This window comes from Belliella pelovolcani (assembly GCF_900156785.1).
GTDB lineage: Bacteria > Bacteroidota > Bacteroidia > Cytophagales > Cyclobacteriaceae > Belliella > Belliella pelovolcani.
This window is the reverse complement of sequence record NZ_FTOP01000001.1, coordinates 319,559-345,393: the sequence shown is the minus strand read 5'-3', so window position 1 is coordinate 345,393 and position 25,835 is coordinate 319,559. Positions and strand designations below refer to the sequence as shown.

The window sequence follows — 25,835 nt, the reverse complement described above, 5'->3', positions numbered from 1 at the left end:
TTAAATCAATCTAAATAAATGAAAGCAAAGCTGATTTTATTCTTATTCCTTTTGAGTGCTTGTAGTGCTCCTCAACAAGCAGAAGAAAAAAATGCCAAACGCATCATCACAGCAGGTGGAACAATTACAGAAATTGTCCATGAATTGGGCTTTGGCGATTTTATCATTGCGACGGATATTACTTCTACTTATCCTTCGGGGATGCAAAACCTCCCTTCTATAGGTTATCGCAATCAAATCAAGTCAGAAGGCATACTATCCTTGTCGCCTGACTTGATTTTAGCAGAAACGGACTATCTCACGCCCGATGTGGTAGCTCAGCTGAAAGCAACAGGGCTGGAAGTTCTTTTTTTTGAAAAGCCGAAAACGGTTGAAGGTACATTTACCTTGATCGAAGAGCTAGCTGAATTTTTGGAGGTGCCAGAAAAGGGATTGAAAATCAAACAAAAAATTCAAGAACAATTAGCCGAACTGAATCAATATTTGGCTGATAAAAATCAGGAGGCTAAACCAACTGCACTATTTATCATGGCTAGAGGAGAAGACATGATTTTCGTGGGAGGTGATGACACATTTGCTTCTTCTATCATAGAACTAGCGGGCTTAAGACCCACCGCAGTAGGTTTCAAAGATTTCATTCCATTGACTCCTGAAGCGCTAGCCAAATTCAATCCCGATTATATACTGCTCTTTGACTCAGGTTTGGCCTCTTTGGGTGGAAAGACTGGCTTAACCAAAATTAGAGGGATGGAACAGACACTGGCTTTTCAAAAAGATCAAATATTAGCTTTTGACGGCTTATTACTGTCTGGATTTGGACCGAGAGTGGCTGAGGTTGCGTTGGAGTTGGCCAAAAATGCTTACCATGATTAAGACTTTACAGGCGAGTATTCCTCAGAGCAAGCATAAGGTTCAGAACACAGTCCTTGTTTTTCTTGGTTTGGTGTTTATTACCCTTGTCTTGCTATCGGCATCAATTGGAGCATACCAGATTTCACTCAAGTCTGTGATATCCATTCTATTCAACATTGTTGGATTGAACTTAGGGGAGTTTACTGTAGCTGAAGCGAATGTGCTAATGGGAATTCGACTTCCAAGGATTTTGATGGGAATACTTATTGGAGGAGGATTGGGATTGGCTGGAGCTGCCTTGCAAGGGCTTTTTCGAAATCCATTGGTAGAGCCAGGGTTGATTGGTGTCAGTTCTGGAGGTGCCTTTTTTGCTGTGGTATTTATAGTGTTTGGAGCAAGCCTTACTTCCATTACCCCTTTATTTTCTCTAATTGGATTGCCTCTATTTGCTTTCTTAGGAGGGCTTTTAGTAACCTTATTGGTATATAATATTTCCAGTTACTCCGGAAAAACAGATATCTCTGTTTTGATATTAGCAGGTGTTGCGATCAATGCGCTGATGGGGGCATTGATTGGTTTGGTCCTTTTTTATGCAGATGATGCTGCTTTGAGAAACTTTACTTTCTGGAGTTTGGGAGATCTAGGAGGAAGTAATTGGTCCAAGTTGGGTATTGCTGCTATACTGATTTTACCTGCGCTGATCTTTATTCTGAGGTTATTTCCCCAGCTTAATGCCATGGCTTTGGGGGAGCGCGAAGCCTATCACATGGGAGTAAATATCCAATATGTCAAGTATGTGCTCTTTTTAGCCTCTGCTTTGATAGTGGGAACCGCGGTATCCATGAGTGGTACGATAGGGTTTGTTGGCTTGGTTGTCCCACACTTGATCAGGTTAGGATTTGGTGCTGATCATAGATTGGTTTTGCCAGGGTCATTTTTGCTGGGAGCGATTTTGCTCTCCGCAGCGGACCTTTTGGCTAGGAATCTTGTCCGACCTGCAGAGCTCCCGATCGGTATCATTACAGCTTTGTTGGGAGCTCCATTTTTCATTTATCTGATTGTCAATTTCAAAAAAGTAAAGTACTAACATGCTACAAGGAAAAAATATACACTTCTGTATCAGTGATAAGCCAATCATCGGCGATGTAGATATCAAGTTGGAGCCAGGAAAGTTCACGGTAATCATAGGCCCTAATGGAGCAGGGAAATCTACACTATTCAAAATACTCTCAGGCGATGTAGCCTGTAGTAGAGGAGAGGTCTTATATAACGGAAAATCAATCAAAAGCTATTCAAGTCAACAGCTCGCCAGAATCCGCGCAGTAATGCCGCAGCATAGTGCTGTTTCTTTCCCCTTTTCCGCATGGGAGGTAGTGGAACTGGGTACACTCAATGCCCCGACAGAAATTGGCCAAGAGGAAATCACGGAGGTCATGCAAAAACTCCAAATATGGCATCTTCGAGACCGAGCATACAACTTACTTTCTGGTGGAGAAAAACAACGGGTACAATTGGGAAGAGTCCTAATCCAAATATGGAAAAAGCAGGCATTCCCGAGATTTCTTCTTTTAGACGAGCCAATTTCTAGCATGGACGTCTCTTTGCAACACCTCGTTTTGGACTTACTCAATGTTCTCAAGAAAAGAAATATCGGCGTGCTCTCAGTGTTGCACGATTTGAGTCTGGTGGCAAATTATGCCGATCAGGTGATCATGATGAAAGCTGGTGATGTAGCATTTCAAGGAGAAGTTTCAGCGGTCTTTACCAGTCAAAACCTTGAATACTTGTTTGGCTATCCGATAAAAGTAAAAAAATACGACGATGGTTTGGGTATGCTGGTTCATAGCCTACCGCTTCATCATATCAATCAAAGATTAATACAAGCACAATAATAAATATGGAAACTACAACTTTGAATCATGAAATTGCGCTGAAAAGTGCATGGGAAAAATTGAAAACGGAGCAGCCTAATCTCAGGATAAGGGACGCAGCGGAAGTATTGGGAGTATCGGAAGCAGAATTGCTAGCTACTCAAGTTGGAGACTCAGTGATTCGCTTGAACCCTGAGTGGTCTTCACTCCTCGTAGCATTCAAAAAACTAGGTAAAGTCATGTCACTTTGCAGAAGTAATGGCTGTGTCTTGGAACATAAAGGTAATTTTCAAAAAATCAATATTGAAGGAAATGCTCCTCATCAAGTCGCTACAGTAATTGGTCCTATAGAGCAGCGTATTTTCTTCTCTGCTTGGAAATTTGGATTTGCTGTAGTCAATGAGACTCCAAGGGGTACGATGAGAAGTTTTCAGTTTTTTGATAAAGTAGGAACGGCCATTTTGAAAGTGTACCTGCAAGATGATTCCAAAGTAGATGTTTTTCAGGAGCTAGTTGACCAGTATAAATCAGCTGATCAAGATACCAACTTAGAAACAGAAGAATTTGCAAATCCTGTCTATGCTGAGCACATTGATATGGAGGCATTTACTAAAGATTGGGAAAATATGGAGGATACCCACGATTTCTTTGGAATGCTAAGAAAATATAAAGTACACAGACTGGATGCTGTAAAGTGGATTGATGATAAATGGGCTTACGAAGTAGATAGGTTGTCTGCAAGGAAAATAGTAGAAACTGCCTCTGCAGAGCAAATGCCGATTATGATTTTTGCTGGTAATAAAGGAAACATACAGATCCATCAAGGAAAAGTGAGAACTATCAGACAAATGGGGAATTGGCTTAATGTACTAGATCCTCAATTCAATATGCATCTCAACGAAGATTTGATTGCCCATGCTTTTGTGGTGCATAAGCAGACTACAGATGGCTTGGTTTCTTCACTTGAATTGTTTGATCAAGAAGGCGAAATGATCGCTCAGTTTTTCGGATTGAGAAAGCCCGGAATTCCTCAACTTACAGCATGGAAAAACCTGGTAGATAGTCTTTAAATCAACAAAAGCCGGGAGCATCCCTCCCGGTAAAAAAATTTTCCAATATGATTAGATTTAATCTAAATAAAATTAAACTGATCTTTTTATTATTACTCTCAGAGCTTTCTATGGCAGCCTCCTTTGAAGCTGACAAAAGGATATTGGATAGCAATGGAAATATAATACCTCATGCGCTTGTCAAACTAGAAGGTCAAAAAGCAATGCTTGTAGATGAACTAGGTAAAATTCCTCAAGGCAGGATGGCAGAAAAAGTGACTGTCTTTGCGATGGGTTTCGAAAGTTTGCAATTGAGTTGGGAGGAGTGGGTCAGTAGAGAAGAAATCATCTTAAAAGAAAAATCTGGGAATCTCCAAGAAGTAGTGGTATCTGCGACGAGAACAGAGCGAAGTGTAGAGCAGCTTCCAATTCCCGTGACAGTATTGACTACTGAGCAGATTCAGGAAACTGGAGGAATCCGATTGTCTGAGATTCTCAGGGAACAAACAGTACTTCAGATAACATCGAATCATGGCTCAGGTTTACAAATGCAGGGTTTGGATTCAGACTACATTTTAATATTACTCGATGGAGAGCCTCTCATAGGGAGAACTGCGGGGACCTTTGATTTGGATAGAATCTCTGTTTCTAATATAGATCGCATAGAGATTCTACGTGGCCCCTCTAGCGCCATCTATGGAAGTGAAGCCATGGGCGGAGTGATCAATATCATCACCAAGTCATACCAAAATCAATCAGATTTGAATCTTGGATTGAGGCATAGGTCTTTCAATTCTTGGAATCCATATTTGGAAATGGGATTGGGAAATAGAAAATGGAATACACAGCTATTTTTAGATCATTTTCAGACTGATGGTTTTGACCTTAGATCAGAGGTAGTAGGCCAAACACAAAATCCATATCGAGCATCCACTGCTCAATTGAAAGTATCTGGTGAGCTTTCTGAAAAATTCAAAATCAGCCTTTTTGGGAGGGCATATCAGGAAGTATCAGATGGAATATTAGAGACAGGTAGTGCTATTGGAGCTCAACTTCTGGACTTAGGTAATCAAAGGCGAGATATCAATTTCAATCCCACTTTGCGATTCAAACCCAATGCTGATTGGACGATCACCTTGAGAGGTATGAGTTCTTGGTTTGGTACGCTATCAGAGACAAACTTTAGGAGCAGTGGTGAAGCCTTTGATTTTCAGGAGTTCAGTCAGTTTTTCCATAGAACTGAATTGCAGACTGACTACATGGCTAATGCCAAAAATCTCTTCACATTAGGACTGGGCCAAGTGAAAGAAACCGTAGATGCGACTAGATATGATGCGCTCAATAGATTTGATGCAGGATATTTTTTCCTTCAGCATCTCTGGGATCCTGTATCCAAAGTCAACATTGTCACAGGTCTAAGGGCTGATTTTCATAGTCAATTTGGCAATAGGCTAAGTCCGAAAATTTCTGGGCAATATCAAATTTCCGAAAAGCTGAGTTGGCAAGCCTCCCTAGGAGCTGGCTTCAAGGCTCCTGATTTTAGACAATTGCTATTGAATTTCAATAATGCAGCTGCTGGATACTATGTGTTTGGGGCAAACCTAGCGGCCGATGGAATTGCTAGGCTTCAAGAGCAGGGGCTTGTTGCGCAAATATTGATCAATCCCGAGACCATTGGCCAATTAAATGCCGAAACCTCTAGAGCGATCAATACAGGATTCAGATGGAAGCCCAGCAGCAATACCCAAATTCACATCAATGCTTATCGAAATGCCATAGACAACCTGATTGAGACAGCACCAATTGCACAATTGGTCACAGGTCAGATTGCCTTTTCCTACTTCAACATCAGGAGTGTGATTACACAAGGGGTAGAGATGGATGTTCAAGTTAGGCTACTCGAAAATCTAACCATGAGTGGAGGTTACGCATTTTTAGATGCTAGGGACCTAGATGTCTTGGATCGAATTGACAACGGGGAAATATTCAAGAGAAATGCACAGAACCAAACGCGAAGAGTCACACGAGCAGACTATGGTGGGCTTTTCAATAGAAGTCGTCATAGCGGGAATTTCAAGGTGAATTACCGAGAAAATTACAGCGGTATAGACTTGGCGTTTAGGGCTATCTACCGAGGTCGATTTGGCTTTGGGGATATCAATGGAAATTTGATTTTGGATGACGATAGGGAGTACGCTCCTGCATGGGTAAGCTATAACTTGACCGCGTCCAAGACTTTTGAAAACGGCCTTTTCTTGGAGCTTGGCGGCACTAATCTGCTCAATACAGCTACGCCTGCACAGCCAAATAATCCAGGAAGAGTCTTATTCATAGGAATGAAAATACCAATACTTAAACTTATAAACAGATAATTAAAATGAAAACTATCCAAAAACTAATCTTTACAAGCTTAATAGCAGCATTCTTGATCTCTTGTGACAATGCTGAAGACTTAGGACCATTGACACCATTGGAGGTGACGCTAGTAGAAGACTTGGCTGCACCAAATGACGAAATTGACAGAAATACAGGCGAAGTAATTCAGGCACGCTCGTTTCAATATTTCAGTTTAGAACTCAATGAATTGGTGGAAGAAAACGAGAACTGGGATATAGCTTTCAAAGGAACCACTATTCGGGTTAACAGTTCAAAAAATGTAACAGCAGCGGTTGTGAGTGGGGTATTTGAAGAAATTACCGAAGTTCCAGCATCTGCTAAATTCAATACAGATACTGCAAACAGTTTTGCCATACCTACAGGAAGTGGAAATGGTTGGTATAATTACAATTCAGCAACTTTTACCGTAACTCCTATACCTGGAAGGGTGATTTTGGTAAAGACAGCAGCTGATAATTATGCTAAGATCGAAATTCTGAGTTACTACCGAGGAAATCCACCAGTGGAACAAATCGATCCAAGAACAACCCCTAGTGGATACTATACTTTCCAGTTTGTGCTTCAGTCAAATGGTACATCTAAGTTTTAAATTGTCAAAGTAGGGTAATCAGGCAATGCTATCAATCACCTTATAATGTATGGTTTATTGATTCTTAGAAAGAGAAGCACTTTAGGGCTTCTTTTTTTATTTTTATTCATCGAGGGCTTCCATTTTCATTCAAATTGATCGGAAATCAAAATTATTCAGAAGGCTTACCAAAATAGCCGAGCAGTTTAGTAATTTAGCCACATGGAGTACAACTGGAAGATCAGAGAGAAAGCAGAAGAGGGGAGTGTGACAGCTCTAAGTAAAGAGATCAATGTCAATACTACCCTAGCCAATATGTTGGTCAACCGAGGTATCAATACTTTTCAAAAGGCTAAGGATTACTTTAGACCTGATTTGGATAAGCTGCATGACCCCTTTTTGATGCAGGATATGGACAAAGCCATCGATAGACTCATTCAGGCAATTCAGCAGGAAGAAAAGATTCTTATCTATGGAGATTATGATGTGGACGGAACTACCTCTGTCGCCTTGGTATATGGTTACTTAAGTCAGTTTTATCAACACTTGGAGTTTTATATTCCAGATAGGTATAAGGAGGGTTATGGAATCTCTGAAAAGGGAGTTCGTTATGCTGCGAGCAATAATTTCAAATTGATAATTTCTTTGGATTGTGGAATTAAAGCCATAGAGAAAGTTAAATTGGGTAAAGAGCTTGGTGTAGATTTCATCATCTGTGATCATCATACGCCAGGCGAGGAACTCCCTCCTGCAGTGGCTATCCTAGACCCGAAGAGGAAAGATTGTAATTATCCCTACAAAGAGTTAAGTGGCTGTGGGGTTGGCTTTAAGTTAGTTCAAGCCTATGCTCAGCATACAGGAAGAGATGCAGCCATTGTGATGTCATATTTGGATTTATTAGCGATCAGTATTGCTGCGGATATTGTGCCAATCACTGGTGAGAACAGAGTGCTGGCATTTTATGGAATTGAGAGACTCAACAATAATCCAAGACCGGGAATCAAGGCCTTGATTTTGAAGAGTAAGATTGAGAAAGAAATTGAGATTTCTGATATAGTTTTCAAAATTGGCCCAAGAATCAATGCCTCTGGACGTCTAGAACATGCTAAGGCCTCTGTAGAATTATTGATCGCCAAAGACTTAGACGATGCCTTGAGACAGGCAGAGGCTGTGGATACTGTCAATGCAGCAAGAAAGAACTTCGATGAAAACATCACCAAGGAAGCCTTGATGATGATTGAGGAGCGGAATGCCATACAAGAGATGAAATCCACGGTATTGTTCAAAGAAGATTGGCATAAAGGGGTCATTGGCATCGTAGCTTCAAGGTGTATAGAGAAATTCTACCGACCTACCATTATCCTCACTGAGTCCAACAATAAGGCCACTGGGTCAGCGAGATCAGTTTATGATTTTGACATTTACGAGGCAATAAGTGAATGTAGCGATTTGTTGGAGCAGTTTGGTGGTCATAAGTATGCTGCGGGTTTGACCATGTCAGTGGATAAAGTTGTCGCTTTTCAAGAGAAGTTTGAGCAAGTGGTGAGTGCCAGAATTCAAGATGTCCACATGATGCCTGTCTTGGAAGTGGACGATGAGATTCTTTTGGATCAGATCAATTATAAGTTTTACAATATTCTGAAGCAGATGGCGCCATTTGGACCTGGTAATCCAGAGCCGATTTTCTATGCCAATCAAGTTTATGCAGAAGATGTGAGAATTCTCAAAGACAAACATCTTCGCTTCAATGTCGTACAGGATGGTCAGGTAACTCGGCCGGTGTGTATAGCTTTTGGGATGGCTGACCGAACAAAATACGAAGACGAGATAGTCTATAAAATGTTAAAAAGAAAAATGCGTTTTGATTTGGCTTTTGAAATAAGAGAAAATACTTTCCGCAATAATAGTAGCTTGCAACTATACGTCAAAGACATCAAATTCGATTGATATGAAGATATTAAAGGCAGATAACCTTGTCAAAATTTACAAAGGCCGTAAGGTAGTAAATAACATATCTGTAGAGGTCAAACAGGGAGAAATCGTTGGGCTACTTGGTCCTAATGGTGCTGGTAAGACGACTTCTTTTTATATGATAGTGGGTTTGATCCAACCCAATCAAGGCCAGATTTTTTTAGATGATCAGAATATCACCTCACTTCCTATGTATAAGCGTGCTCAATTGGGGATAGGCTATTTGGCTCAAGAAGCGAGTGTATTCAGAAAACTCTCCGTAGAAGAAAATATCATGGCAGTGCTTGAGATGAAGAAGATGCCAAAAGCTGAGCGGAAGGAAAAGGTAGAAAGTCTTTTGGAGGAGTTTTCATTGACTCATGTGCGAAAGAATCTTGGCATGGTTCTTTCCGGTGGTGAGCGTAGAAGAACTGAGATTGCTAGAGCACTTGCTGTTGATCCAAAATTTGTGTTATTGGATGAGCCATTCGCTGGAGTTGACCCTATTGCAGTAGAGGAAATCCAAACGATTGTAGCCAAGCTCAAAAACAAAAACATAGGTATCTTGATCACTGACCACAACGTGAACGAGACACTTTCAATCACTGATAGGGCCTATTTGATGTTTGAAGGAAAGCTGCTCAAGGCAGGTACAGCAGAAGATTTGGCAGCAGATGAACAAGTGAGAAGAGTATATCTAGGTCAGCATTTTGAACTCAAACGAAAAATCTTTAACTGATGGAGGTAGTCAACACTTTTATGACCTGGATTTTCAAAAACCGTATAGGTCAAATCGAAAATTTTAAGGAAAACCCTATAGCCATACAAAATGAGATACTTTTTGAACTCATCCAAGAAGCAAGAAGAACGGATTTTGGGAAAAAGTATGGATTTGCTGATATAGTAACATATGCTGATTTTGCTAGGCAAGTTCCTATTCATGATTACGAACAGATGAAGCCCTACATTGAAGAGACTATGAAAGGGAGGCAGAATATCATCTGGCCAACGGAGATTGAGTGGTTTTCCAAATCTTCCGGAACAACTTCTAGTAGGAGTAAGTATATTCCTGTGTCTCAAGAAGCTTTAGAAGAATGCCATTTCAAAGGAGGGAAAGATATGATATCCCTCTACGTCAATAATTACCCAGACAGCAAGTTATTTTCAGGAAAGGCGCTGACGATCGGAGGAAGCTTGTCAGAAAATCCCCTTGCTTCAAGATCCAAAAGTAAGGTCGGTGATATTTCAGCCGTGATAACCCACAACTTGCCGATTTGGGTTCAGATGGCTCGCACTCCAAGTTTGGAAACGGCCTTGATGGATGAATGGGAGACCAAAATTGATAAAATGGCACGCGAGGTAATGGATGAAAACGTCACCAGTATTTCAGGGGTTCCCACATGGACGATCGTATTGCTTCAGCGTATCCTAGAATTGAAAAAGGCCAACAACATCCTAGAAGTATGGCCCAATATTGAAGTTTTTTTCCATGGAGCTGTGGCTTTTGGCCCGTACAAAAGTCTTTTCAAAGAGTTGATTCCTTCTGAGAAGATGCGATATATGGAAACTTACAATGCTTCGGAGGGCTTTTTTGGTATTCAGGATCAAAGAGATTCTGATGAATTGCTTCTGATGTTGGATTATGGAATTTTTTATGAGTTTATTCCAATGGAAGAATGGGAGCGTGAAAATCCAAAGGTAGTCCCTCTGAGTCAAGTAGAATTAGGTAAGAATTATGCGATTTTGATAACAACGAATGCAGGTTTGTGGAGATACAAAATCGGTGATACTGTGAAGTTTACCAGTATTGAGCCTTACAGGATAAAGATTTCTGGTAGAACTAAGCATTTTATCAATGCATTTGGAGAAGAGGTGATTGTCGAAAATGCAGAAAAGGCAGTTCAAGAAGCTGCTGATGCTACTGGCGCTACGATTACCAATTTCACAGCGGCTCCAGTTTATTTCGGCGATTCCAAGTCAAAGGGTGCGCATGAATGGGTCATAGAGTTTAGAAAAATGCCAGAAGACCAAGATTTTTTTGTTCAATGTCTAGATGAAACTCTCAGAAAGATCAATTCTGATTATGATGCCAAGCGATACAAGGATATGGCACTGACTAAGCCCAAGGTTCATTTGGTATCAGAAGGAGTTTTTGAAACTTGGATGCGCTCCCGTGGTAAGCTAGGTGGTCAGAATAAAGTTCCCAGACTTTCCAACACCCGTGAGCACCTAGATGAAGTGCTGAAATTGATTTGATAACTTTTTATAATTTAAAGCTCTGTCAATTTGACTTTGGCGGCGATCACAGCAGGTCTGTACGAAGCAAGAAATGTAATGGTGATTACTGCAATGCTCGTCCATAAAAAATCTGTCCAGATCATTTTGACAGGATAGCTATCTATCACTGAGGAGCTGATTCCCAAAGTAACCAAGCCATAGTTGTCCTGAATCCAACAAATCATATAACCCAATACTAAGCCAATAATGGCTCCTGAGAATGCGATAATAGCGCCCTGCTTGATGTAGATCTGGCGTATTAGCTTTTCTGTTGCGCCCATGGCAAATAATACGGCGGTATCTTTTTTCTTTTCAATGGCCATCATTGAAAGCGAAAAGAAAATATTGAATGAAGCCACTGCGAGAATAAAACTAAGCGTGATAAACACAAAAAGCTTTTCTATTTTAATAGTCCTGAGCAAGCTAGCATGCTGCTCATCTGTATCCTTTACCGTAAATTCCTCACCTAGGAGTGCATTGAGCCTTTTTTTGACAGTGGAAATCTTGGTTCCCTCCTGCACCTTCACCTCTAGGGATGTTCTTTTATTGCTATAATTCAAAAGACCTTGGACAAAACTAAGAGGAGCGATGATATAGTTGTCATCGAATTCTTTTTCAATGCTGAAAAAAGCGGTTGGCTTGATAACTTCCCTAGAATAAAGTTGTCTAGGATCTAAAGTACCCGCATTTCTAGGTGCCTTGGGATAGAAAACTTGAAGGAGTTCGAACTCATTGTCAAGATCTATGGAAAGAAAAAAACCTACGCCTCGGCCAATAATAGCTTGAGGTTGAGTGCTTGTACCCAAGCTTAAATCTCCCCAAACATAGCCTTGCTGAAATCTTCCTTGGTCAAGATAATTATCACTTACTCCTTTGATTTTGGCTAAGTGTTGGTAGTCTCTGTATTTGAAAAGCGCGTTGTCCTCAATCACTTCTGTCAATACTGCCACTCCTTCTGTATCTTTGATTTTATTGAGCCAAACTTCATCCACTTGGAAAGACTTGCCCTGTGAAGCTTCAATCTTGAGTTCGGCGTCAAAAGAAGCATAGAGACCTCTGACCAAATCTTCAAGACCATTGAATACGGAGAGAACAATCACCAAGGCCATCGTACCCACTGCCACCCCGATCATTGAAATGCGAGACAGAATGGTGATGAAATTCCGCTTTTTCTTACTTCGGAAATACCGGGACGCTATGAAAAATGAAAGATTCAAATAAAGTGCAATTAATCTTCTTCTTCCTCATCTTCGTCAGAAGCTTCGGGAATGTCCAAAGATGAGATGATCTTATCCATATGCTGTGCATAAGAAGCTGATTCATCCATAAAAAATGCTAATTCTGGTACTATCCTTACACTTTTCCCAATTCTCAAACCAAGATGCTTTCTGATCTCCTTTTTATTTTCATTGATTTTCTCAAAGAGCACTTCGTTATTGGCTAATAAAAAACTCAAATTCACCTTAGCCACACTTAAATCTGGGCTCATCAATACCCTTACTACAGTTACCATGGCATTACCCACCATGTGTTTTGCTTCTTTTTGAAAAATTTCTCCCAGTTCTTTTTGTATGAGTTTGGAGTATTTCTGTTGTCTTTTACTTTCCATATCAATAATTGTTGGTACAAATTTAGTGAATTAAATGAGTTACCTTTAATTTCGTGAGTTACGATTGTCCCACCTCTCAATAATAATATATTTTGCTACGTTTTTTTAAGATCAACGACCCTTTCAGACTGATTGGAATTCTTGTACTACTGTTGGTATACAGTGGAATTTATTATTTTATCTTGCAAGCTCCCATGATACAGCCAGAATTGATTTGGATGCTGGCAGGTGAGAGGCTTAGTGAAGGTCTTCATATGTACAAAGATATTGTTGATGATACAGGACCTCTATCTGTTGGTACATATTGGATCATACACCTGATTTTTGGTAGGAGCTTATTCATTTATAAATTCCTCGCTGCTATTTTGATTGTTTTCCAAGTTATCTATATCAATGCTTTGTTCATTCGATATAAGTCATTTGAAGAAAATACATACATCCCAGCTGTAGTCATGTTGGTGCTATTTCATCTTTCTTTTGATTTATTGACATTGTCACCCTCGTTGATGGGAGGTACATTTTTGATCATGGCTTTGGGTCAGCTTTTTTCGCAAACAGTACTACAAAAAGAAGGCTCAGACTCCGTTTTATTAGTAGGGATGTTTGGAGGGATTGCTGTTCTTTTTCATTTTCCTCTGATTGTGTTTTTACCTTTTTTGATAGTAGCTGGTATTACTATTAGTGGATTTACTTTCAGACAGTTTATACTTTCCTTGTTTGGCTATTTCTTACCCATTTTTCTGTGTGCACTTTATTATTTTTGGATAGACAGCTTGCCTGAGTTTGTGCTTGAATACCTCTTTGCCACTAGGATTGTGGATGTTTATGCCCATGTGAGTCTATTTTATATTCTTATTGCCTTTGCATTGCCTTTAGTATTGGCGATGATTGGGTATTTTGTAGGCCTTTTGTTCAAGATGATTACAGTCAACCAACAAAAGCAAAGGCAGTTAATCTTCCTTTATTTGATATTTGCACTTTTTTCGATTCTGCTCACTAACAGGCAGACACCTTATCAGTTTTTGATTATTTTACCAGCATTGACATATTTTATAACACAGATTTTCATCTATTTGAGTAATAAAAGAGCCCTAGCTATTTTCTCTGTGCTTTTATTTGTCGGCGTTCCAATAGCTGGTTATTCATGGTTAATTTTGGGTTTGCAAACTGAACAACTTTCCACTTACATTGTAGAAACAAATTCTGAACACGAGATCTCCAAAGGGAAATCAATTGTTGTCTTAGGTGATGATATTGCCTATTACAAGCATGCATCTTTAGCGACATCATATTTGAATCATAAGCTTTCTGCTAGGATTTTAACAGATTTTGATGATTATGCTGATATGGCGTCTGTCTACCAACAGTTTTTGATCGAAAAACCCGAATTGGTAATTGATCAAGAAGGATTATTTGCTAACCTATTAGTGAGGATACCACTACTAGCGGAAATCTATCAAGAGAAAGATACTGGTGTATATTACTTGAAAAAGTGAGTATCTTGAAATTAGACAAAATCAAGATTGACTGACGTGAAATAAAATTTTGTTTCTCTCATTTGTCCACTTGTTTGAATTTTTTTTAAAAAGTAAAAAACTCATTTACAGTATTTTATCCACAAATCCTGCTTTTTGTTCTTGGACATAAGTACTTGATAATCAGCAGTTAAATAGGTTTTGTCACAGGTGTGTGGATAAGTGTGGATAAATGTGGATAAAAAAAGCTTGCTTTTTAACATCATTAAATACGGGCTAGAATACAGGTTTTTGATGAGTGGCTAAACAATTATTCGATTAAAGCGTAGCATAATTGCAATCAATTATTCGAATTTCAAATAGAATAAAATTTTGTTTGAAAAACATGATCATTTTAAGGTCCTGAATTTGATTAGCAAATTCATAAAAATCAAGTTTAAAATATCTATATCATAGTTGAAATAGTACAAATATGGATTTTAAAATCAAATTTCGCGGCTTGTTCAAGGTCATCATTACCTTTTCGTTAATACTAGGCCTATCTTCATTTACAATTGATGAAAAGCCACATCTGAAAATATTTGAGATTATCACTTTTGAGGAGTTTGAGCAGATGATGAATCAAAAATCAGATAAGCTACGAGTTTTTAATTTTTGGGCGACTTGGTGTGCTCCATGTGTGAAGGAAATGCCGTATTTTGAAAAGGTAGCTGCCGATGATGCTGAGATCGAACTTATTTTTATATCTATGGATGATGGTCGCAAGCCAGAAAGAGTTACCAATTTTATAGAAAAAAGAAATGTAAAAGCTCCTGTATATTTACTCAACGATGTAGATTACAATAAATGGATTGATAAAATCAGCGAAGATTGGTCGGGCGCCATTCCAGCTACGCTTTTTATCAAATCCGATGGAAGTAAAGTTTTCCATGAAGGAGAAGTCAATGAATCAGAACTCAAAGCCTTAATTGCAGGTATTAAATAAAATAAACCATAAACATCTAAATCATGAAAAAATTATCAAACACATTATTAGCACTGATGTTCATGTTTGCCTTAACACCATTGGTCAATGCGCAAACTCAAGGCTATCAAGTCGGAGACAAAGCCACGGATTTTAATCTTAAAAGTGTAGATGAATCATGGGTATCTTTGGCAGGAATCAATGGAGCCAAAGGAGCCATTGTCATCTTCTCATGCAACACCTGCCCTTATGTAGTGGCGTACGAAGACAGAATGATCGACTTACATAACAAGTATGCAGCAAAAGGGTATCCTGTCATTGCAATCAACTCCAATGATGACAAAGTCAGTCCAGGTGATAGCTTCGAGAAAATGCAGGAAAGGGCTAAGGAAAAAGGTTTTCCATTCCCTTATGTCTATGACAAATCTCAAGACATCATCAAAGCTTACGGAGGATCTAGAACCCCGCATGTTTATCTTTTAAATAAAGAAGGGAATGATTTTGTAGTGAAATATATTGGAGCTATTGACAACAACTACCAGGATGCCTCAGCTGTGACAGAAAAATATGTAGAGGATGCAATGGATGCTTTGCTTTCAGGAAATAAGATAGCACAAGAAACAACCAAGGCTATCGGTTGTACTATCAAATGGACCAAAGCTGACTAATGAAAAAATAAAAAAGGGCTAATTTATCTTCAAATCAGCCCTTTTTTTATACCGCTTTAGCAGCATCTAATTGATCTATAATATCCTCGTAATCCAGCTTGTCCCAGTTTTGAGTAATCAGGGGGTTGGACATAATTCTATCCATGATTTTTTCCTGAAGTTTTCCTTGAGCAAGCGCTTCAGAGTAAGGCATGTTCGAGAATGTAACCATGGTGTAAAGGGGAATCCAATCTTTTGGATAGAGATCGTGAAGTTTGGCTTCAATTTTTTTTCTGAGCATAAACTTTGGATCTGCCACAGAATCTCTCATCTCCACAAAATTCTCTAAGGCTAATTGACAAATGGCATCTGTATCAGGTTTTCTGATTTTTTGGAACTTAGCGAAAACCAAATCCCATACATTGGTTCCTAATTTGTCAATCAAGCTATCCAAGATAAAGACATCTTCGAATCCACAATTCATACCTTGTCCATAGAAAGGAACCATGGCATGAGAAGCATCACCAATTAATAAGGCTTTGTTTTGTACCCAAGGATAACATTCAATGTTTATAAGAGCTGAAGTAGGGTTGTTTTGGAATTCATTTACCAAATTTGGCATCAATTGAAAGGCATCATCAAAATAAGTTCTGAATACACCTTCAATATCTTTTTTATCATTGATTTTATCAAAACATACTTTTGTTCCCTCAAAAGGTAAGAACAAAGTACATGTAAAAGACTTGTCTGGATTAGGTAAAGCAATTAGCATGAATTTTCCTCTTGGCCAAATATGAAGTGCATTAGGATCCATTGCAAATTCCCCATTTGCTGTTGCAGGAATGGTCAATTCCTTATATCCATGAGAAATATACTCTTGAAGGTAATTGAACCTTACTTGCTTTTGCATAGCCATGCGCAGGGAACTGTACGCACCGTCCGAGCCGATGATTACCTCTGACTCTACCTCCTGCTTTGATTCTCCGTTGAGGAATTTGATGCTGCTTTTTTGAAGATTGACGTCTTCGCATTTATGAGAAAACTCTAGCTTTACGCCAACTTTTTCCGCTTCGTCTATCAATATTCTATTGAAATTCCCTCTTGAAATCGAGTAAATGGCCTGATTATCTTTTCCATATGGAATAAAAGTAGTATTACCATGCTCGTCATGAACCTTTCTGCCATACATGGGGATTGCTAATGGCATGACTTTTTCTTTCAAGCCGATTTTTTCAAGCGCTTTCCATCCACGGTCACTCAAGGCCATGTTGATAGATCGACCCTCTTCTTTGTAGAAGGTTTTTCTATTGTCAGCCCTTTTTTCATATATGGTTACATCCAACCCACGTTTTTTGAGATAAATACTCAAAAGAGAACCTATCAGCCCAGCACCAAGGATGCTTATTTCATTTTTTTTCATTGTATCTTATTCAGATTCCACTTAAAGTTTAAGCGAATTTTTGGAGGGATTGTTTCAGGATTTCCGCAAATTGATAGACATCCATGAAGCTATTGTACAGGGGTGTTGGAGCTATGCGAATGACATTTGGATGTCTCCAATCTCCAACAATTCCATTTCTATAAAACTCATCAAAGACAGCTTTCCCTCCTTTATGAACCAGCAAAGATAACTGACAGCCTCTTTCATCCTTGTGATTAGGGGTAATTATTTCTAAAACACCACTATCTCCACTGATTTCTTGAATCAAAAACTCCAAATATGCAGTTAGTTTTTCGCTTTTGGCCCTTAGACTGTCCATTCCTGCTTCTTGAAAAATATCCAAGCTTGCCTGATGTGCTGCCAAAGCAAGGACATTAGAATTGGCGAGCTGCCAACCGTCAGCACCGTACATCGGCTTGAATCCTTTTTCCATTTTGAAGCGCTCCCCTTCGTCATGTCCCCACCAACCAGCAAAACGAACCAAATCAGGCCTTTCAGCATGTCGCTCATGAACGAATATGCCTGAAACATTTCCAGGGCCTGAATTCATATACTTATAACTACACCAAGTAGCAAAATCAACCTCCCAGTCATGTAGGGCTAATTTCACATTGCCAGCGGCATGAGCTAAGTCAAAACCTGCTTTTGCTCCAACTTGATGAGCAGCATCAGTAATGGCCTTCATATCAAAAACCTGCCCTGTGTAATACTGCAATCCAGCCATCATAACAAGGGCAAGGCTGTCTCCTGCTTCCTGAATGGCTGCTATGATATCTTCTGTTTTAAGCGTATGCTCACCTGCTCTAGGCGAAAGTTCTATAATAACTTCATCAGGGTTCAAGCCTCTAAATTTAACCTGTGTCTCTAGCATGTACATATCCGAAGGAAATGCTCCAGCTTCTGTGATGATCTTAAACCTATTATCTGTTGGTTGATAAAAAGAGACCATCAAGAAATGTAGGTTTGAAGTAAGGTTGTTCATAGCCACTACTTCATGCTCGTGAGCTCCAACTATTGCGGCAAGGGCTGGCTTTGATTTTTTCCTGATATGATACCAAGCATCTTCACCATGAAAATGACCATCTACGGCTTTATCAGCCCAGTTATTCAGCTCCTTTTGAATATAATTTTGTGTCGATTTGGGCTGTAGTCCTAAGGAATTACCGCAAAAATAAATCGCTTCTTTTCCATCAACTTTTGGGAAAATGAATTTTTGGCGAAATGATCGAAGCGGGTCTGCTTCATCCATACTTTTTGCAAAGGAGTAGCTAAATTCAAAATTTGTAGAAGTACTCATGAATTTGGGGTGGGTTATTGTTGCTTTAGCTTCTATTTAGTCATGACTGTGCCACAGCTTTTGCAAGTAGTATTGGCTGGGTTGGACCAAAAGCGTTCCATGATTGGAGGGAGTTGGTTGACAATATCTGAGACTTCGGCATACTCTTCATAGAGTTTATTGCCGCAATTTTCACAATGCCAGATGAAACCATCCTTTTCACCTTTTCTTCGGTAACGTTCAAAAACCAATCCAATGGTATTTGCAGGCCTTCTTGGGCTGTGGGGAGTACGAGGGGGTAATAGAAAAATCTCTCCCTCTTTGATCGACACATCAGTTGGTTTGCCATTCTCGATGACTTTAAGCGTGATGTCTCCTTCGATTTGATAGAAGAACTCTTCCCCTTCGTTGTAGTGATAATCCTTTCTAGCGTTAGGTCCACCTACCACCATGACGATAAAGTCTTCATTGTCTTTGAATATTTGCTGATTGCCGATGGGTGGTTTGAGTAGGTGCCGATTGTCTTCGATCCACTTGGTAAAATTGATAGGCTTAGTGATTGACATGATGTCGTGGTTTGTGATTTGTTGTATTTCTATCTTACTAACTCAAAAGAAGCCTAAAAGTATGAAAAAACTCTCATTTTTTGAGTTTCTTTGAATTGTCAAAAGATTTATTCCCATGAAGCTTCCCATCATTGATACTCACTGTGATTTACTTTCCTACCTTGCTAAGGTGCCTGATGCTAGGGCTGATCATGCAGAGGACATTGCCTGTGCTTTGCCTTTGTTGCAGCAAGGAAATGTAAAAATGCAAGTGTTGGCGATTTATACCGATGTATTTCCAGGAAGTATGGATATAGCTAGTATACAAGGGCAAAAATTCAAACAATTGCTAGAAGAGTTTAAAGAAGAGCTTTGTCATGCAAATGTAGAGTTCCTCCAGCGCATAAATGAAGAAGATAGGATATCAGTAGTGGCTGCTATAGAAAATGCTGCGGGCTTGGCTTCAGAAGATGCTCCTATTCAAGCAGCTGTCGAAAATCTTGATGTTTTGATCAAAGAGACAGGAAGAATAGCGTATATCAGCTTGACCCATCATACGGAGAATAGATTTGGAGGGGGGAATTATACAGAAGGGATTGGATTAAAAGAAGATGGAAAAAAGCTTTTGGACTACATGTCAGGAAAAAAGATAGCCATTGACCTTTCCCATACCTCAGATCTATTGGCTGAAGGAATTCTAAACCATATCGATCTCGAACACTTGGATATCCCAGTGATTGCCAGTCATTCTAATTTTAGAGGGGTTTGGGATCATAAGCGTAACTTGAGTGATGAATTTGCTCAAGAAATCATGCAGAGAGGGGGAATCATTGGTGTAAATTTCTTAAGGGCATTCTTGGATAATGATAGACCTAAGCGAATTTTAGATCATATTCTTTACGCTTTTGAAAGAGGTTTTGGAGATCAAATCTGCTTCGGGGCTGATTTTTTCTACACAAAGGATTTTCCTGATAAGAGTAGACATCCATTTTATTTTCCAATTGTAGAAAATGCCAGCAAGTATCCTTCTTTATTGGAAAATTTGGCTGAAAAACTATCGAAGGAACAATTGGAAAAACTTGCATATCAAAATGCACAGTCATTTTTCCTTAAAACTTGGGCTTGACCATTTGTAAATTAAGCAAATATGTCTTCACATCATTTTGTCAAAGAACAGCAGGAACCAGCACTATTGATATTGAGCACCGAGGGCTTTGAATACGATACGATTGCCTCTCTCTTGGAATGGTCTCCGACTGTGATGGTTGCACAAGAAGAAGTTTATAAAGTGATTTCATGGGGGATTAAGATAGATTTCATTTTAGCTGATTTGAATTTTCAGCAGGCAAATTATAGGCTTTTGGAAGAGCAGTACCCCGTCAAATTTATTGGGGTAACAGAGGGTGCTTATTTAGAAGAGGCACTTCAATATCTAGTAGCTACCAAGCATGGAGCAGTCAATATTATTGGTTTTCCACATCAGGAAGTATTCACTTTGGAGCAAAAGCTGGAGTTTATTGATTTGGTGGTTTGGGATGCTCCCCTTCGGTACTTTCCTGTAAAAAATGGCCAGTTCAAAAAGTGGTTTACTACTTGTTCAATCCAAATTCATGCGCCTGAGGGTACTTTTGTGGAAGTATTAGCAGAAGATCAAAACCAAATCCATCAAATTTCTTATGCCACCTTTATCGAAGTCGAAGAAGGATTGTTGACTTTAAAATCTAATCAGGTTTTCTGGATTGGTGAGTTTGTTGCAGAAGCCTAGTCTTGCTGAATCGGACAAGTAAAAGTAATCGCTGTGCCATCTGTACTACTCTTGATATCAACCATGACGTCCAGATAGAGTGCAACCTTAAGCATGATTTGTAGCCCAAAACCAGATTTGTCTTTTTCTGCATCTTTTAAAAAGACGATCCCATCTTTCACTTGATTCAGTAAGTCATCGCTGATTCCTGGCCCAGTATCTTTGATGATCACCTGATGATGTGAATTTGTTGAAGTACTAATGACGCTAATCTTACCTCCTTTTGGAGTGTATTTAAGTGCATTGATGAGGGCATTTTGGATCATCATTCGGCACAATGATTCATTAGATGATTCAAAGGTAAAAGGGTCATTTCGCTCTATTGTCAAAACAATCTCCTTATCCTCTGCATAATCCTTCCATTCTTCCATCATTTCGTCAATCAGTTGATTGACCTGCACACTTTCTGTTTTGATAAATTGTGCATTGTTTACCTTAGAAATCAAAAGTAGAGCATTGACGGTCTTTTTCATTTGCTGAATAGTTACTTGCATATCCAGCAATTTTTCCATTTCCAAATCACTAATTTCCTCGCTCGAAAAGAGCGCTTCCACCTTACTTTGAAGAACTGAAATCGGGGTTTTTAATTCATGCGATGCATGAGAAATGAAGATCCTTTCCTGATTAAAAGCTTTCTGGATTCTTCGCATCATATCTGAAATGGCATGATCTAATAGCCTAAATTCTTCAGTATTAGTTTTGATAGGTTTATATGAGAACTGCTGAGGCTCATTGATTTGAGATATCTTTTGATTGATGATTTTCTTGAATGGTTGTAATATTTTCTCGGTAAAAGCGGTGTCCAAAAAGAATGTGAGGGCTAGGAAAATGATCAAAGTCCCAATCAGGATGTTGTAAATAATCCTTTCTATTGCTTTGATTGTCTCTAGACTTCGTCCGATTTCAAGGATATAGGTATCTCCTTCGTATTCGAAAGTATTTGAATAGACACGGTAGGTGACCGTCTCCCGCTCTAGAATCCTATCTTCTACGAAGATTGTATCTACGACTAAGCCTTGTTCCCATAGCTCGAGTAAGATATATTCTTCCTTGAGAATATTATAAGAACCAAAACCAATTTCAGGGTTTTCAGAAGATATAAATTTCTCCATCCCATCTTCAATTATGATAGAGATTACTTCATCTCTTTTTTCACGAAGTTGATTGTCTGTGTTTTTGACGGCGAAATATTTGAGAACAAAAGGTGCGGCAGAAATAAAAATCAAAAGGATAAGTCCTTTTGCTAACAAATTATAAATAAGCAGTTTTGCCGATAGCCGCATAGCTTTATTTTTGAATCTTGTAGCCCAATCCCCTTACTGTTTGTAGCCAGTCAGTAGGAGCAAAATCTCCTAATTTCTTTCTGATGTTTTTGATATGTACATCAATATAGTTGGATTGGTGGTCATCATCCAAATGATCCCCCCATAAATGTTCGGCAAGCTGAAAGCGGTTGAGAACTCTACCTTTATTGATCAGCATGAAATGTAGCAGTTTGTATTCTTTTGCTGTCAGGGGGATTTCTTGATCTTCAAACTGAATTGTCTTTGCGCTTAGGTCAAGCTGAAAATCGCCTATTTCTAGTGTATTTGTATTCCATCCACCTTTTCTTCTAGAGATTGCCTGCATCCTTGCTTTCAGCTCAAGAAGTGAAAAAGGTTTGGATAGGTAGTCGTCAGCACCTCTTTCTAGTCCCTTTACTCTATCGTTGATTTCTGATCTTGCAGTAAGAATGATTACTGAGCTTTCTTTTTGATTTTCTTGAATTTCTTCCATCAAATCTAATCCATCACCATCTGGAAGCCCAAGATCTAATAAGATGAAATCATAAGGGTTGATCGCAATATTTTCCGATGCATCCGCTAAGGATGATGCCCAATCACATAAGAAGCTCTCTTCTTCTAGAAATCTCTTGACTTCTTTACCTAAAGAGTTTTCATCTTCTATCAGTAATACTCTCATTTTGATTTGGTTTTTTTGATTGGAATAGCATAAGACAATTGAAAACCAAAAATGAACCGGTTATTTGACTCGTCAAAATTTGGAAGATTCAGGGGATTGATATACCTAGCTTGGAATTCTAGATCCCAGTACCCTATTCCAAAAGTGATAGGAAGCATGGCTTCCCAGTTTAATAATTGGAAATTCTGAAAACTAGACGTGTCTTCGACAGTCAAGTCAAATCCTCCCATTCTATAGAATTCAGATGTACCCGACATCAAAGTAAATTTGGGCTCAAAGGAGATCGTGATTTTTTTGAATAATTTTTGATCAAATTCAAAGTATCTAGAGTGACTTGAGTTGATGAAGTAATCAGTCCTTTCATTGAAGAGTGTCTGAAATTGGATGGTGCTATATAAGAATCCCCATTCACATCCAAAAGTAGCTTGAGCAAAGCCTAAATCTTGTATACCGGTAACTTCACTTTGCCCATCGATCAAAAATTGAGAATAGCTTAAGTTAATATCTGTTTTTGCTCCTAGATCTTTATTGAAACCCAAGGTACCACCATATTGCCAAGGTAGACCTTCTTGTAGAAACTTGATCGCAGATATATTGAAATAAATTCCAGAGTTGAAATAATACATCAAATCTGTAGAAACTAGATCAATGTCTGCTCCGAAGTCTCTTCCTAAAAAGTTAAAGGCATTTTGATACCTTGAGCTTAGTAGAATAAAATCATATACCTCTTTTTTTGATTCTTGCTCAGTTGTGTCGTTTTCTTGTGCCATTGAAGGAAAGCCAAAAGAAAAAACAACAAGTAGGAATACTAATAAGTGGTTTTTCATAGAGGTAAATTGAAATACTACTTTAAATCTAAGCTAAATTATAAAAACAGGTGCCAATTATAAAAAGGCACCTGTTGGAATTAATATAAGGATGATTAATTGATTATGCTTTTAAATTCCTCCTGGAACCCCGCCCGGTCTACCTGGAGGTGTGGCAGGTCTACCTGGAGGCGTAGCAGGCTTGCCTGGGCGAACTATAGGCAGATTTGGTCTAGCTTGTGGTACTGTTATATTAGGTCTAGCACCATTGGCCGGTCTATCAGGTCTCATTTGACCAGTCCTTGCCTTATTAGAAATTTCTTTACCTTTTTCTGAGTTTGCAGCTCCCATTTCAGCTCTTTCTTTACCGGCCTCCGCATTTTCAGCTCCTCTTGCTGCTCTTTCACGTAGCAAAGAACTTCTTCTTGCAGCACTTGAAATGCTAAGTCCTTTTTCTTTACCACCTTCAAGTGTGGTAGCCATTTCGCTTATATCAGAACCCTTTTCTGCTTTTTCAGGAAGTTCCGTCTTAGTTGGTTTAGTTTCCACCTTCTCTTCAGTTTGAGCCTTTGCCAAACCTACAAAGAGAAAGATAGATAGGATGATTGCTGTCGTTTTCATGACTTTACTTATAATTTACAATTCAAAGTAAATGACTGTAAATGAAGTGAAAATGAAGATAAGTGTTTTTTTGTAAAAATTTCAACTTTTTATATTTGCCTTTACCATGCGATCTTTCCCGTTGAGGTCTTGGAGTACTTTTACATCTTGGTAACCCAAGCTTTCTAAAAGGTTCCTGGTAGCTATCCCTAGCGCTTCATTGATTTCAAAATAAAGCTTTCCACCTGGTTTTAGATTTGATTTTGCTTTTGTCGCAATTATCCTATAAAATTGAAGCGGATCCTGATCTGTAACGAACAAGGCCAAATGTGGCTCATATTGGAGCACATTGTCATGCATCAGGTTTTTCTCTGATTCACAGACATAAGGAGGGTTACTTACAATGATATCCAAGTCCCTGACTGGTATGTCTTCGGCTAATATGTCTATTTTGTGTAATTCAATATTGGCTTCCAGTGTATTGGCATTTCTTTGAGCCACCTCAAGAGCAAGCTCACTGATATCTAATGCAAAGACCTTGGACGAAGGGATTTCTAATGCCAAACTTATAGGAATACAACCCGAGCCAGTGCCAATGTCTAAAACCCGCAAATTGAGTTCCTTATTTTCTTGAATGATCAGATGGACCAATTCTTCGGTTTCATTTCTCGGGATCAAAACATTTTCATTGACATAAAAATCTCTTCCATAGAATGGCGCCTTCTCAAAAATATATTGGATTGGCTTTTTCTGTAATAATTGTTCTAAGACTTGATCAAAGTTATCGGGAAGATGCTGTATTTCAATATCCTTCAATATATCGAAACGTTTCACTGAGAGTAATTCCTCTAGCAGCCACATACTGAGACTTTCAGCTTCTTGAGGATCATAGATAGTTTCAAGCTGCTCCACACAATGTCGATATAACTGTCTCAATGTTGTCATTTAGGATCTGAAATTGGAAAGTTGATCAATTTGTAAAATAATAGGGTACCAATGGCATAACATAAGACATCCCAAGGATCTGCTGTGTAAATATCTGACCTTCTCGGCAAGAATACTTCAAATATCAAGGAGAAATAAAACCAACCAACAAGCAACTGTACCTTAGTGAATACAAATTGATTTCTTAAAGGATGAATCCATCTGAATATTTGAAGTGTGATGCCAAATATCACAGGCATGGCAAGCAAATCATCCAAATAAGCATGAATCCATGGAATAAATATTCCCCAAAGGCGCTCTATGGCTTGGTTGACCCAAAACAATAGACAACAGAAAAGGAAGAATGGATTACTGATGACTGACATTTATCCTGGAAGTGCAGCTACAACCCAAGCCAAAAAGGTGATAATGGCCATATAGATGGTGTAAAAAAAGTTTCCGACTTTTTTCATTCCTTTGACAAAATCAGAATCTGTCTCTTTGATGTAGAAAATCCACTGCTCTTCATTGGCTTTGGTGTCACGCTCTCTCTTTTCCTTATATTCCAAATCACGACCACCAAGTGGTTTACCGCAGTGTTCACAGGTATCATTTACATCAGTTGTCCATTTGGACCATTCCCCGCAATGAGGGCATTTTTTCTCTCCCATAATTCAAAATTAAGTTTTTTGATTTAAAAGTACTGTCCAATACCTATCCAAATAGCTTCAAATATCAAACCAAGGCTCAGTATTTTATTTGGAATTTTTGAATTTCACCTTTATCCTTTCAATTCTTCCTATCTTTGCGAGTTCAAA

26 protein-coding genes are annotated in these 25,835 nt (G+C 38.9%); 14 read left to right on the top strand and 12 right to left on the bottom strand.

Translation table 11 applies throughout. The annotated features are described in order from the left end of the window. The first annotated feature begins 18 nt into the window (after nt 1-18). The 9 genes from BW935_RS01605 to BW935_RS01565 all read left to right on the top strand — a co-directional run bounded on the left by BW935_RS01605 (nt 19) and on the right by BW935_RS01565 (nt 10,943). A complete protein-coding gene (locus tag BW935_RS01605; protein ID WP_076497892.1) occupies nt 19-873 on the top strand; it encodes a heme/hemin ABC transporter substrate-binding protein in 855 nt (284 codons plus the stop codon). Then, a complete protein-coding gene (locus tag BW935_RS01600) occupies nt 866-1,939 on the top strand; it encodes a FecCD family ABC transporter permease (protein ID WP_076498155.1) in 1,074 nt (357 codons plus the stop codon). Before BW935_RS01605 ends, BW935_RS01600 begins: the two co-directional genes overlap by 8 nt. Before the next feature lies 1 nt (nt 1,940). Beyond that, nucleotides 1,941-2,744 carry a heme ABC transporter ATP-binding protein gene (locus tag BW935_RS01595; RefSeq protein ID WP_076497890.1) on the top strand — a complete coding sequence of 268 codons (804 nt, stop codon included), beginning with the start codon at nt 1,941-1,943 and terminating at the stop codon, nt 2,742-2,744. A gap of 5 nt (nt 2,745-2,749) precedes the next feature. Further along, nucleotides 2,750-3,793, top strand: a complete 1,044-nt coding sequence (locus BW935_RS01590) for a hemin-degrading factor (RefSeq protein WP_076497888.1) — start codon at nt 2,750-2,752, stop codon at nt 3,791-3,793. A gap of 47 nt (nt 3,794-3,840) precedes the next feature. Beyond that, nucleotides 3,841-6,144, top strand: coding sequence for a TonB-dependent receptor plug domain-containing protein (locus BW935_RS01585; protein ID WP_076497886.1), 2,304 nt, complete (start codon nt 3,841-3,843; stop codon nt 6,142-6,144). Nucleotides 6,145-6,149: 5 nt separating this feature from the next. Then, nucleotides 6,150-6,758: an HmuY family protein gene (locus BW935_RS01580; RefSeq protein WP_076497884.1), complete on the top strand. Its 609-nt coding sequence runs from the start codon at nt 6,150-6,152 to the stop codon at nt 6,756-6,758. A gap of 201 nt (nt 6,759-6,959) precedes the next feature. After that, nucleotides 6,960-8,684 (top strand): single-stranded-DNA-specific exonuclease RecJ, encoded by a 1,725-nt coding sequence (gene recJ / locus BW935_RS01575; RefSeq protein ID WP_076497882.1) that lies wholly within the window; start codon nt 6,960-6,962, stop codon nt 8,682-8,684. Between the two features lies 1 nt (nt 8,685). Beyond that, a complete protein-coding gene (gene lptB, locus BW935_RS01570) occupies nt 8,686-9,426 on the top strand; it encodes an LPS export ABC transporter ATP-binding protein (protein WP_076497880.1) in 741 nt (246 codons plus the stop codon). Beyond that, nucleotides 9,426-10,943 (top strand): GH3 auxin-responsive promoter family protein, encoded by a 1,518-nt coding sequence (locus tag BW935_RS01565; protein ID WP_076497878.1) that lies wholly within the window; start codon nt 9,426-9,428, stop codon nt 10,941-10,943. Before lptB ends, BW935_RS01565 begins: the two co-directional genes overlap by 1 nt. Before the next feature lie 14 nt (nt 10,944-10,957). On the opposite strand, the gene BW935_RS01560 is transcribed toward BW935_RS01565, so the two are convergent. Both BW935_RS01560 and rbfA read right to left on the bottom strand, forming a co-directional pair. Further along, on the bottom strand, nt 10,958-12,181 hold the full coding sequence (locus BW935_RS01560) for an ABC transporter permease (RefSeq protein WP_076497875.1): 1,224 nt from the start codon (nt 12,179-12,181) through the stop codon (nt 10,958-10,960). A gap of 11 nt (nt 12,182-12,192) precedes the next feature. Beyond that, a complete protein-coding gene (gene rbfA / locus BW935_RS01555; RefSeq protein WP_076497873.1) occupies nt 12,193-12,573 on the bottom strand; it encodes a 30S ribosome-binding factor RbfA in 381 nt (126 codons plus the stop codon). A 194-nt stretch (nt 12,574-12,767) separates the two neighbouring features. Here rbfA and BW935_RS01550 point away from each other — a divergent pair, with 194 nt between their 5' ends. From BW935_RS01550 to BW935_RS01540, 3 genes are all read left to right on the top strand, one after another. Continuing rightward, nucleotides 12,768-14,069, top strand: coding sequence for a hypothetical protein (locus BW935_RS01550; RefSeq protein WP_245802619.1), 1,302 nt, complete (start codon nt 12,768-12,770; stop codon nt 14,067-14,069). A 451-nt stretch (nt 14,070-14,520) separates the two neighbouring features. Beyond that, a complete protein-coding gene (locus BW935_RS01545) occupies nt 14,521-15,033 on the top strand; it encodes a TlpA family protein disulfide reductase (protein WP_076497869.1) in 513 nt (170 codons plus the stop codon). A 23-nt stretch (nt 15,034-15,056) separates the two neighbouring features. After that, a complete protein-coding gene (locus tag BW935_RS01540; RefSeq protein ID WP_076497867.1) occupies nt 15,057-15,680 on the top strand; it encodes a thioredoxin family protein in 624 nt (207 codons plus the stop codon). Between the two features lie 46 nt (nt 15,681-15,726). Here the strand turns inward: BW935_RS01540 and BW935_RS01535 are convergent, their stop codons facing one another. Genes BW935_RS01535 through BW935_RS01525 form a run of 3 tightly spaced genes read right to left on the bottom strand, consistent with a single transcriptional unit; the run spans nt 15,727 to nt 18,942 of the window. Next, on the bottom strand, nt 15,727-17,079 hold the full coding sequence (locus BW935_RS01535; protein ID WP_076497865.1) for an FAD-dependent oxidoreductase: 1,353 nt from the start codon (nt 17,077-17,079) through the stop codon (nt 15,727-15,729). 28 nt (nt 17,080-17,107) lie between these two features. Next, the gene (gene kynU / locus BW935_RS01530; RefSeq protein WP_076497863.1) at nt 17,108-18,397 is read right to left on the bottom strand and encodes a kynureninase; all 1,290 of its coding nucleotides are present in this window, start codon (nt 18,395-18,397) and stop codon (nt 17,108-17,110) included. A gap of 32 nt (nt 18,398-18,429) precedes the next feature. Beyond that, complete coding sequence (locus BW935_RS01525) at nt 18,430-18,942, bottom strand: 3-hydroxyanthranilate 3,4-dioxygenase (RefSeq protein ID WP_076497861.1); 513 nt, start codon at nt 18,940-18,942, stop codon at nt 18,430-18,432. Between the two features lie 115 nt (nt 18,943-19,057). On the opposite strand from BW935_RS01525, the gene BW935_RS01520 reads away from it, so the two are divergent. Together BW935_RS01520 and BW935_RS01515 are read left to right on the top strand one after the other, a co-directional pair. After that, on the top strand, nt 19,058-20,047 hold the full coding sequence (locus tag BW935_RS01520) for a dipeptidase (RefSeq protein WP_076497858.1): 990 nt from the start codon (nt 19,058-19,060) through the stop codon (nt 20,045-20,047). Between the two features lie 21 nt (nt 20,048-20,068). Continuing rightward, on the top strand, nt 20,069-20,686 hold the full coding sequence (locus tag BW935_RS01515; RefSeq protein WP_076497856.1) for a thiamine pyrophosphokinase: 618 nt from the start codon (nt 20,069-20,071) through the stop codon (nt 20,684-20,686). Here the strand turns inward: BW935_RS01515 and BW935_RS01510 are convergent. The 7 genes from BW935_RS01510 to BW935_RS01480 form a co-directional block, all read right to left on the bottom strand. Beyond that, entirely contained in the window at nt 20,683-22,008 is a 1,326-nt protein-coding gene (locus BW935_RS01510; RefSeq protein ID WP_076497854.1) for a sensor histidine kinase, read from the bottom strand. The genes BW935_RS01515 and BW935_RS01510 overlap by 4 nt on opposite strands. A 4-nt stretch (nt 22,009-22,012) precedes the next feature. Next, nucleotides 22,013-22,687 carry a response regulator transcription factor gene (locus tag BW935_RS01505; RefSeq protein ID WP_076497852.1) on the bottom strand — a complete coding sequence of 225 codons (675 nt, stop codon included), beginning with the start codon at nt 22,685-22,687 and terminating at the stop codon, nt 22,013-22,015. After that, nucleotides 22,684-23,514 (bottom strand): hypothetical protein, encoded by an 831-nt coding sequence (locus BW935_RS01500; protein ID WP_076497850.1) that lies wholly within the window; start codon nt 23,512-23,514, stop codon nt 22,684-22,686. Before BW935_RS01500 ends, BW935_RS01505 begins: the two co-directional genes overlap by 4 nt. 111 nt (nt 23,515-23,625) lie before the next feature. Then, entirely contained in the window at nt 23,626-24,114 is a 489-nt protein-coding gene (locus tag BW935_RS01495; protein ID WP_076497848.1) for a hypothetical protein, read from the bottom strand. A gap of 81 nt (nt 24,115-24,195) precedes the next feature. After that, complete coding sequence (gene prmC, locus BW935_RS01490; RefSeq protein ID WP_076497845.1) at nt 24,196-25,038, bottom strand: peptide chain release factor N(5)-glutamine methyltransferase; 843 nt, start codon at nt 25,036-25,038, stop codon at nt 24,196-24,198. After that, the gene (locus tag BW935_RS01485; RefSeq protein WP_076497842.1) at nt 25,035-25,403 is read right to left on the bottom strand and encodes a magnesium citrate secondary transporter; all 369 of its coding nucleotides are present in this window, start codon (nt 25,401-25,403) and stop codon (nt 25,035-25,037) included. The genes prmC and BW935_RS01485 overlap by 4 nt, the downstream gene beginning before the upstream one ends. Further along, a complete protein-coding gene (locus tag BW935_RS01480) occupies nt 25,404-25,688 on the bottom strand; it encodes a hypothetical protein (protein WP_076497840.1) in 285 nt (94 codons plus the stop codon). Nucleotides 25,689-25,835: the final 147 nt, after the last annotated feature.

Excerpts from the sequence above, each read along its gene's own strand:
- BW935_RS01605 (WP_076497892.1), top strand. The coding sequence starts at position 19 with ATGAAAGCAAAGCTGATTTTATTCTTATTCCTTTTGAGTGCTTGTAGT.
- BW935_RS01565 (WP_076497878.1), top strand. The coding sequence starts at position 9,426 with ATGGAGGTAGTCAACACTTTTATGACCTGGATTTTCAAAAACCGTATA.
- BW935_RS01520 (WP_076497858.1), top strand. The coding sequence starts at position 19,058 with ATGAAGCTTCCCATCATTGATACTCACTGTGATTTACTTTCCTACCTT.
- BW935_RS01510 (WP_076497854.1), bottom strand. The coding sequence starts at position 22,008 with ATGCGGCTATCGGCAAAACTGCTTATTTATAATTTGTTAGCAAAAGGA.
- BW935_RS01550 (WP_245802619.1), top strand. The coding sequence starts at position 12,768 with ATGATACAGCCAGAATTGATTTGGATGCTGGCAGGTGAGAGGCTTAGT.
- BW935_RS01480 (WP_076497840.1), bottom strand. The coding sequence starts at position 25,688 with ATGGGAGAGAAAAAATGCCCTCATTGCGGGGAATGGTCCAAATGGACA.
- recJ (WP_076497882.1), top strand. The coding sequence starts at position 6,960 with ATGGAGTACAACTGGAAGATCAGAGAGAAAGCAGAAGAGGGGAGTGTG.
- kynU (WP_076497863.1), bottom strand. The coding sequence starts at position 18,397 with ATGAGTACTTCTACAAATTTTGAATTTAGCTACTCCTTTGCAAAAAGT.
- BW935_RS01515 (WP_076497856.1), top strand. The coding sequence starts at position 20,069 with ATGTCTTCACATCATTTTGTCAAAGAACAGCAGGAACCAGCACTATTG.
- BW935_RS01580 (WP_076497884.1), top strand. The coding sequence starts at position 6,150 with ATGAAAACTATCCAAAAACTAATCTTTACAAGCTTAATAGCAGCATTC.
- BW935_RS01545 (WP_076497869.1), top strand. The coding sequence starts at position 14,521 with ATGGATTTTAAAATCAAATTTCGCGGCTTGTTCAAGGTCATCATTACC.
- BW935_RS01600 (WP_076498155.1), top strand. The coding sequence starts at position 866 with ATGATTAAGACTTTACAGGCGAGTATTCCTCAGAGCAAGCATAAGGTT.
- BW935_RS01540 (WP_076497867.1), top strand. The coding sequence starts at position 15,057 with ATGAAAAAATTATCAAACACATTATTAGCACTGATGTTCATGTTTGCC.
- BW935_RS01500 (WP_076497850.1), bottom strand. The coding sequence starts at position 23,514 with ATGAAAAACCACTTATTAGTATTCCTACTTGTTGTTTTTTCTTTTGGC.
- BW935_RS01535 (WP_076497865.1), bottom strand. The coding sequence starts at position 17,079 with ATGAAAAAAAATGAAATAAGCATCCTTGGTGCTGGGCTGATAGGTTCT.
- BW935_RS01595 (WP_076497890.1), top strand. The coding sequence starts at position 1,941 with ATGCTACAAGGAAAAAATATACACTTCTGTATCAGTGATAAGCCAATC.
- BW935_RS01525 (WP_076497861.1), bottom strand. The coding sequence starts at position 18,942 with ATGTCAATCACTAAGCCTATCAATTTTACCAAGTGGATCGAAGACAAT.
- BW935_RS01505 (WP_076497852.1), bottom strand. The coding sequence starts at position 22,687 with ATGAGAGTATTACTGATAGAAGATGAAAACTCTTTAGGTAAAGAAGTC.
- BW935_RS01585 (WP_076497886.1), top strand. The coding sequence starts at position 3,841 with ATGATTAGATTTAATCTAAATAAAATTAAACTGATCTTTTTATTATTA.
- BW935_RS01485 (WP_076497842.1), bottom strand. The coding sequence starts at position 25,403 with ATGTCAGTCATCAGTAATCCATTCTTCCTTTTCTGTTGTCTATTGTTT.
- lptB (WP_076497880.1), top strand. The coding sequence starts at position 8,686 with ATGAAGATATTAAAGGCAGATAACCTTGTCAAAATTTACAAAGGCCGT.
- BW935_RS01495 (WP_076497848.1), bottom strand. The coding sequence starts at position 24,114 with ATGAAAACGACAGCAATCATCCTATCTATCTTTCTCTTTGTAGGTTTG.
- BW935_RS01590 (WP_076497888.1), top strand. The coding sequence starts at position 2,750 with ATGGAAACTACAACTTTGAATCATGAAATTGCGCTGAAAAGTGCATGG.
- rbfA (WP_076497873.1), bottom strand. The coding sequence starts at position 12,573 with ATGGAAAGTAAAAGACAACAGAAATACTCCAAACTCATACAAAAAGAA.
- prmC (WP_076497845.1), bottom strand. The coding sequence starts at position 25,038 with ATGACAACATTGAGACAGTTATATCGACATTGTGTGGAGCAGCTTGAA.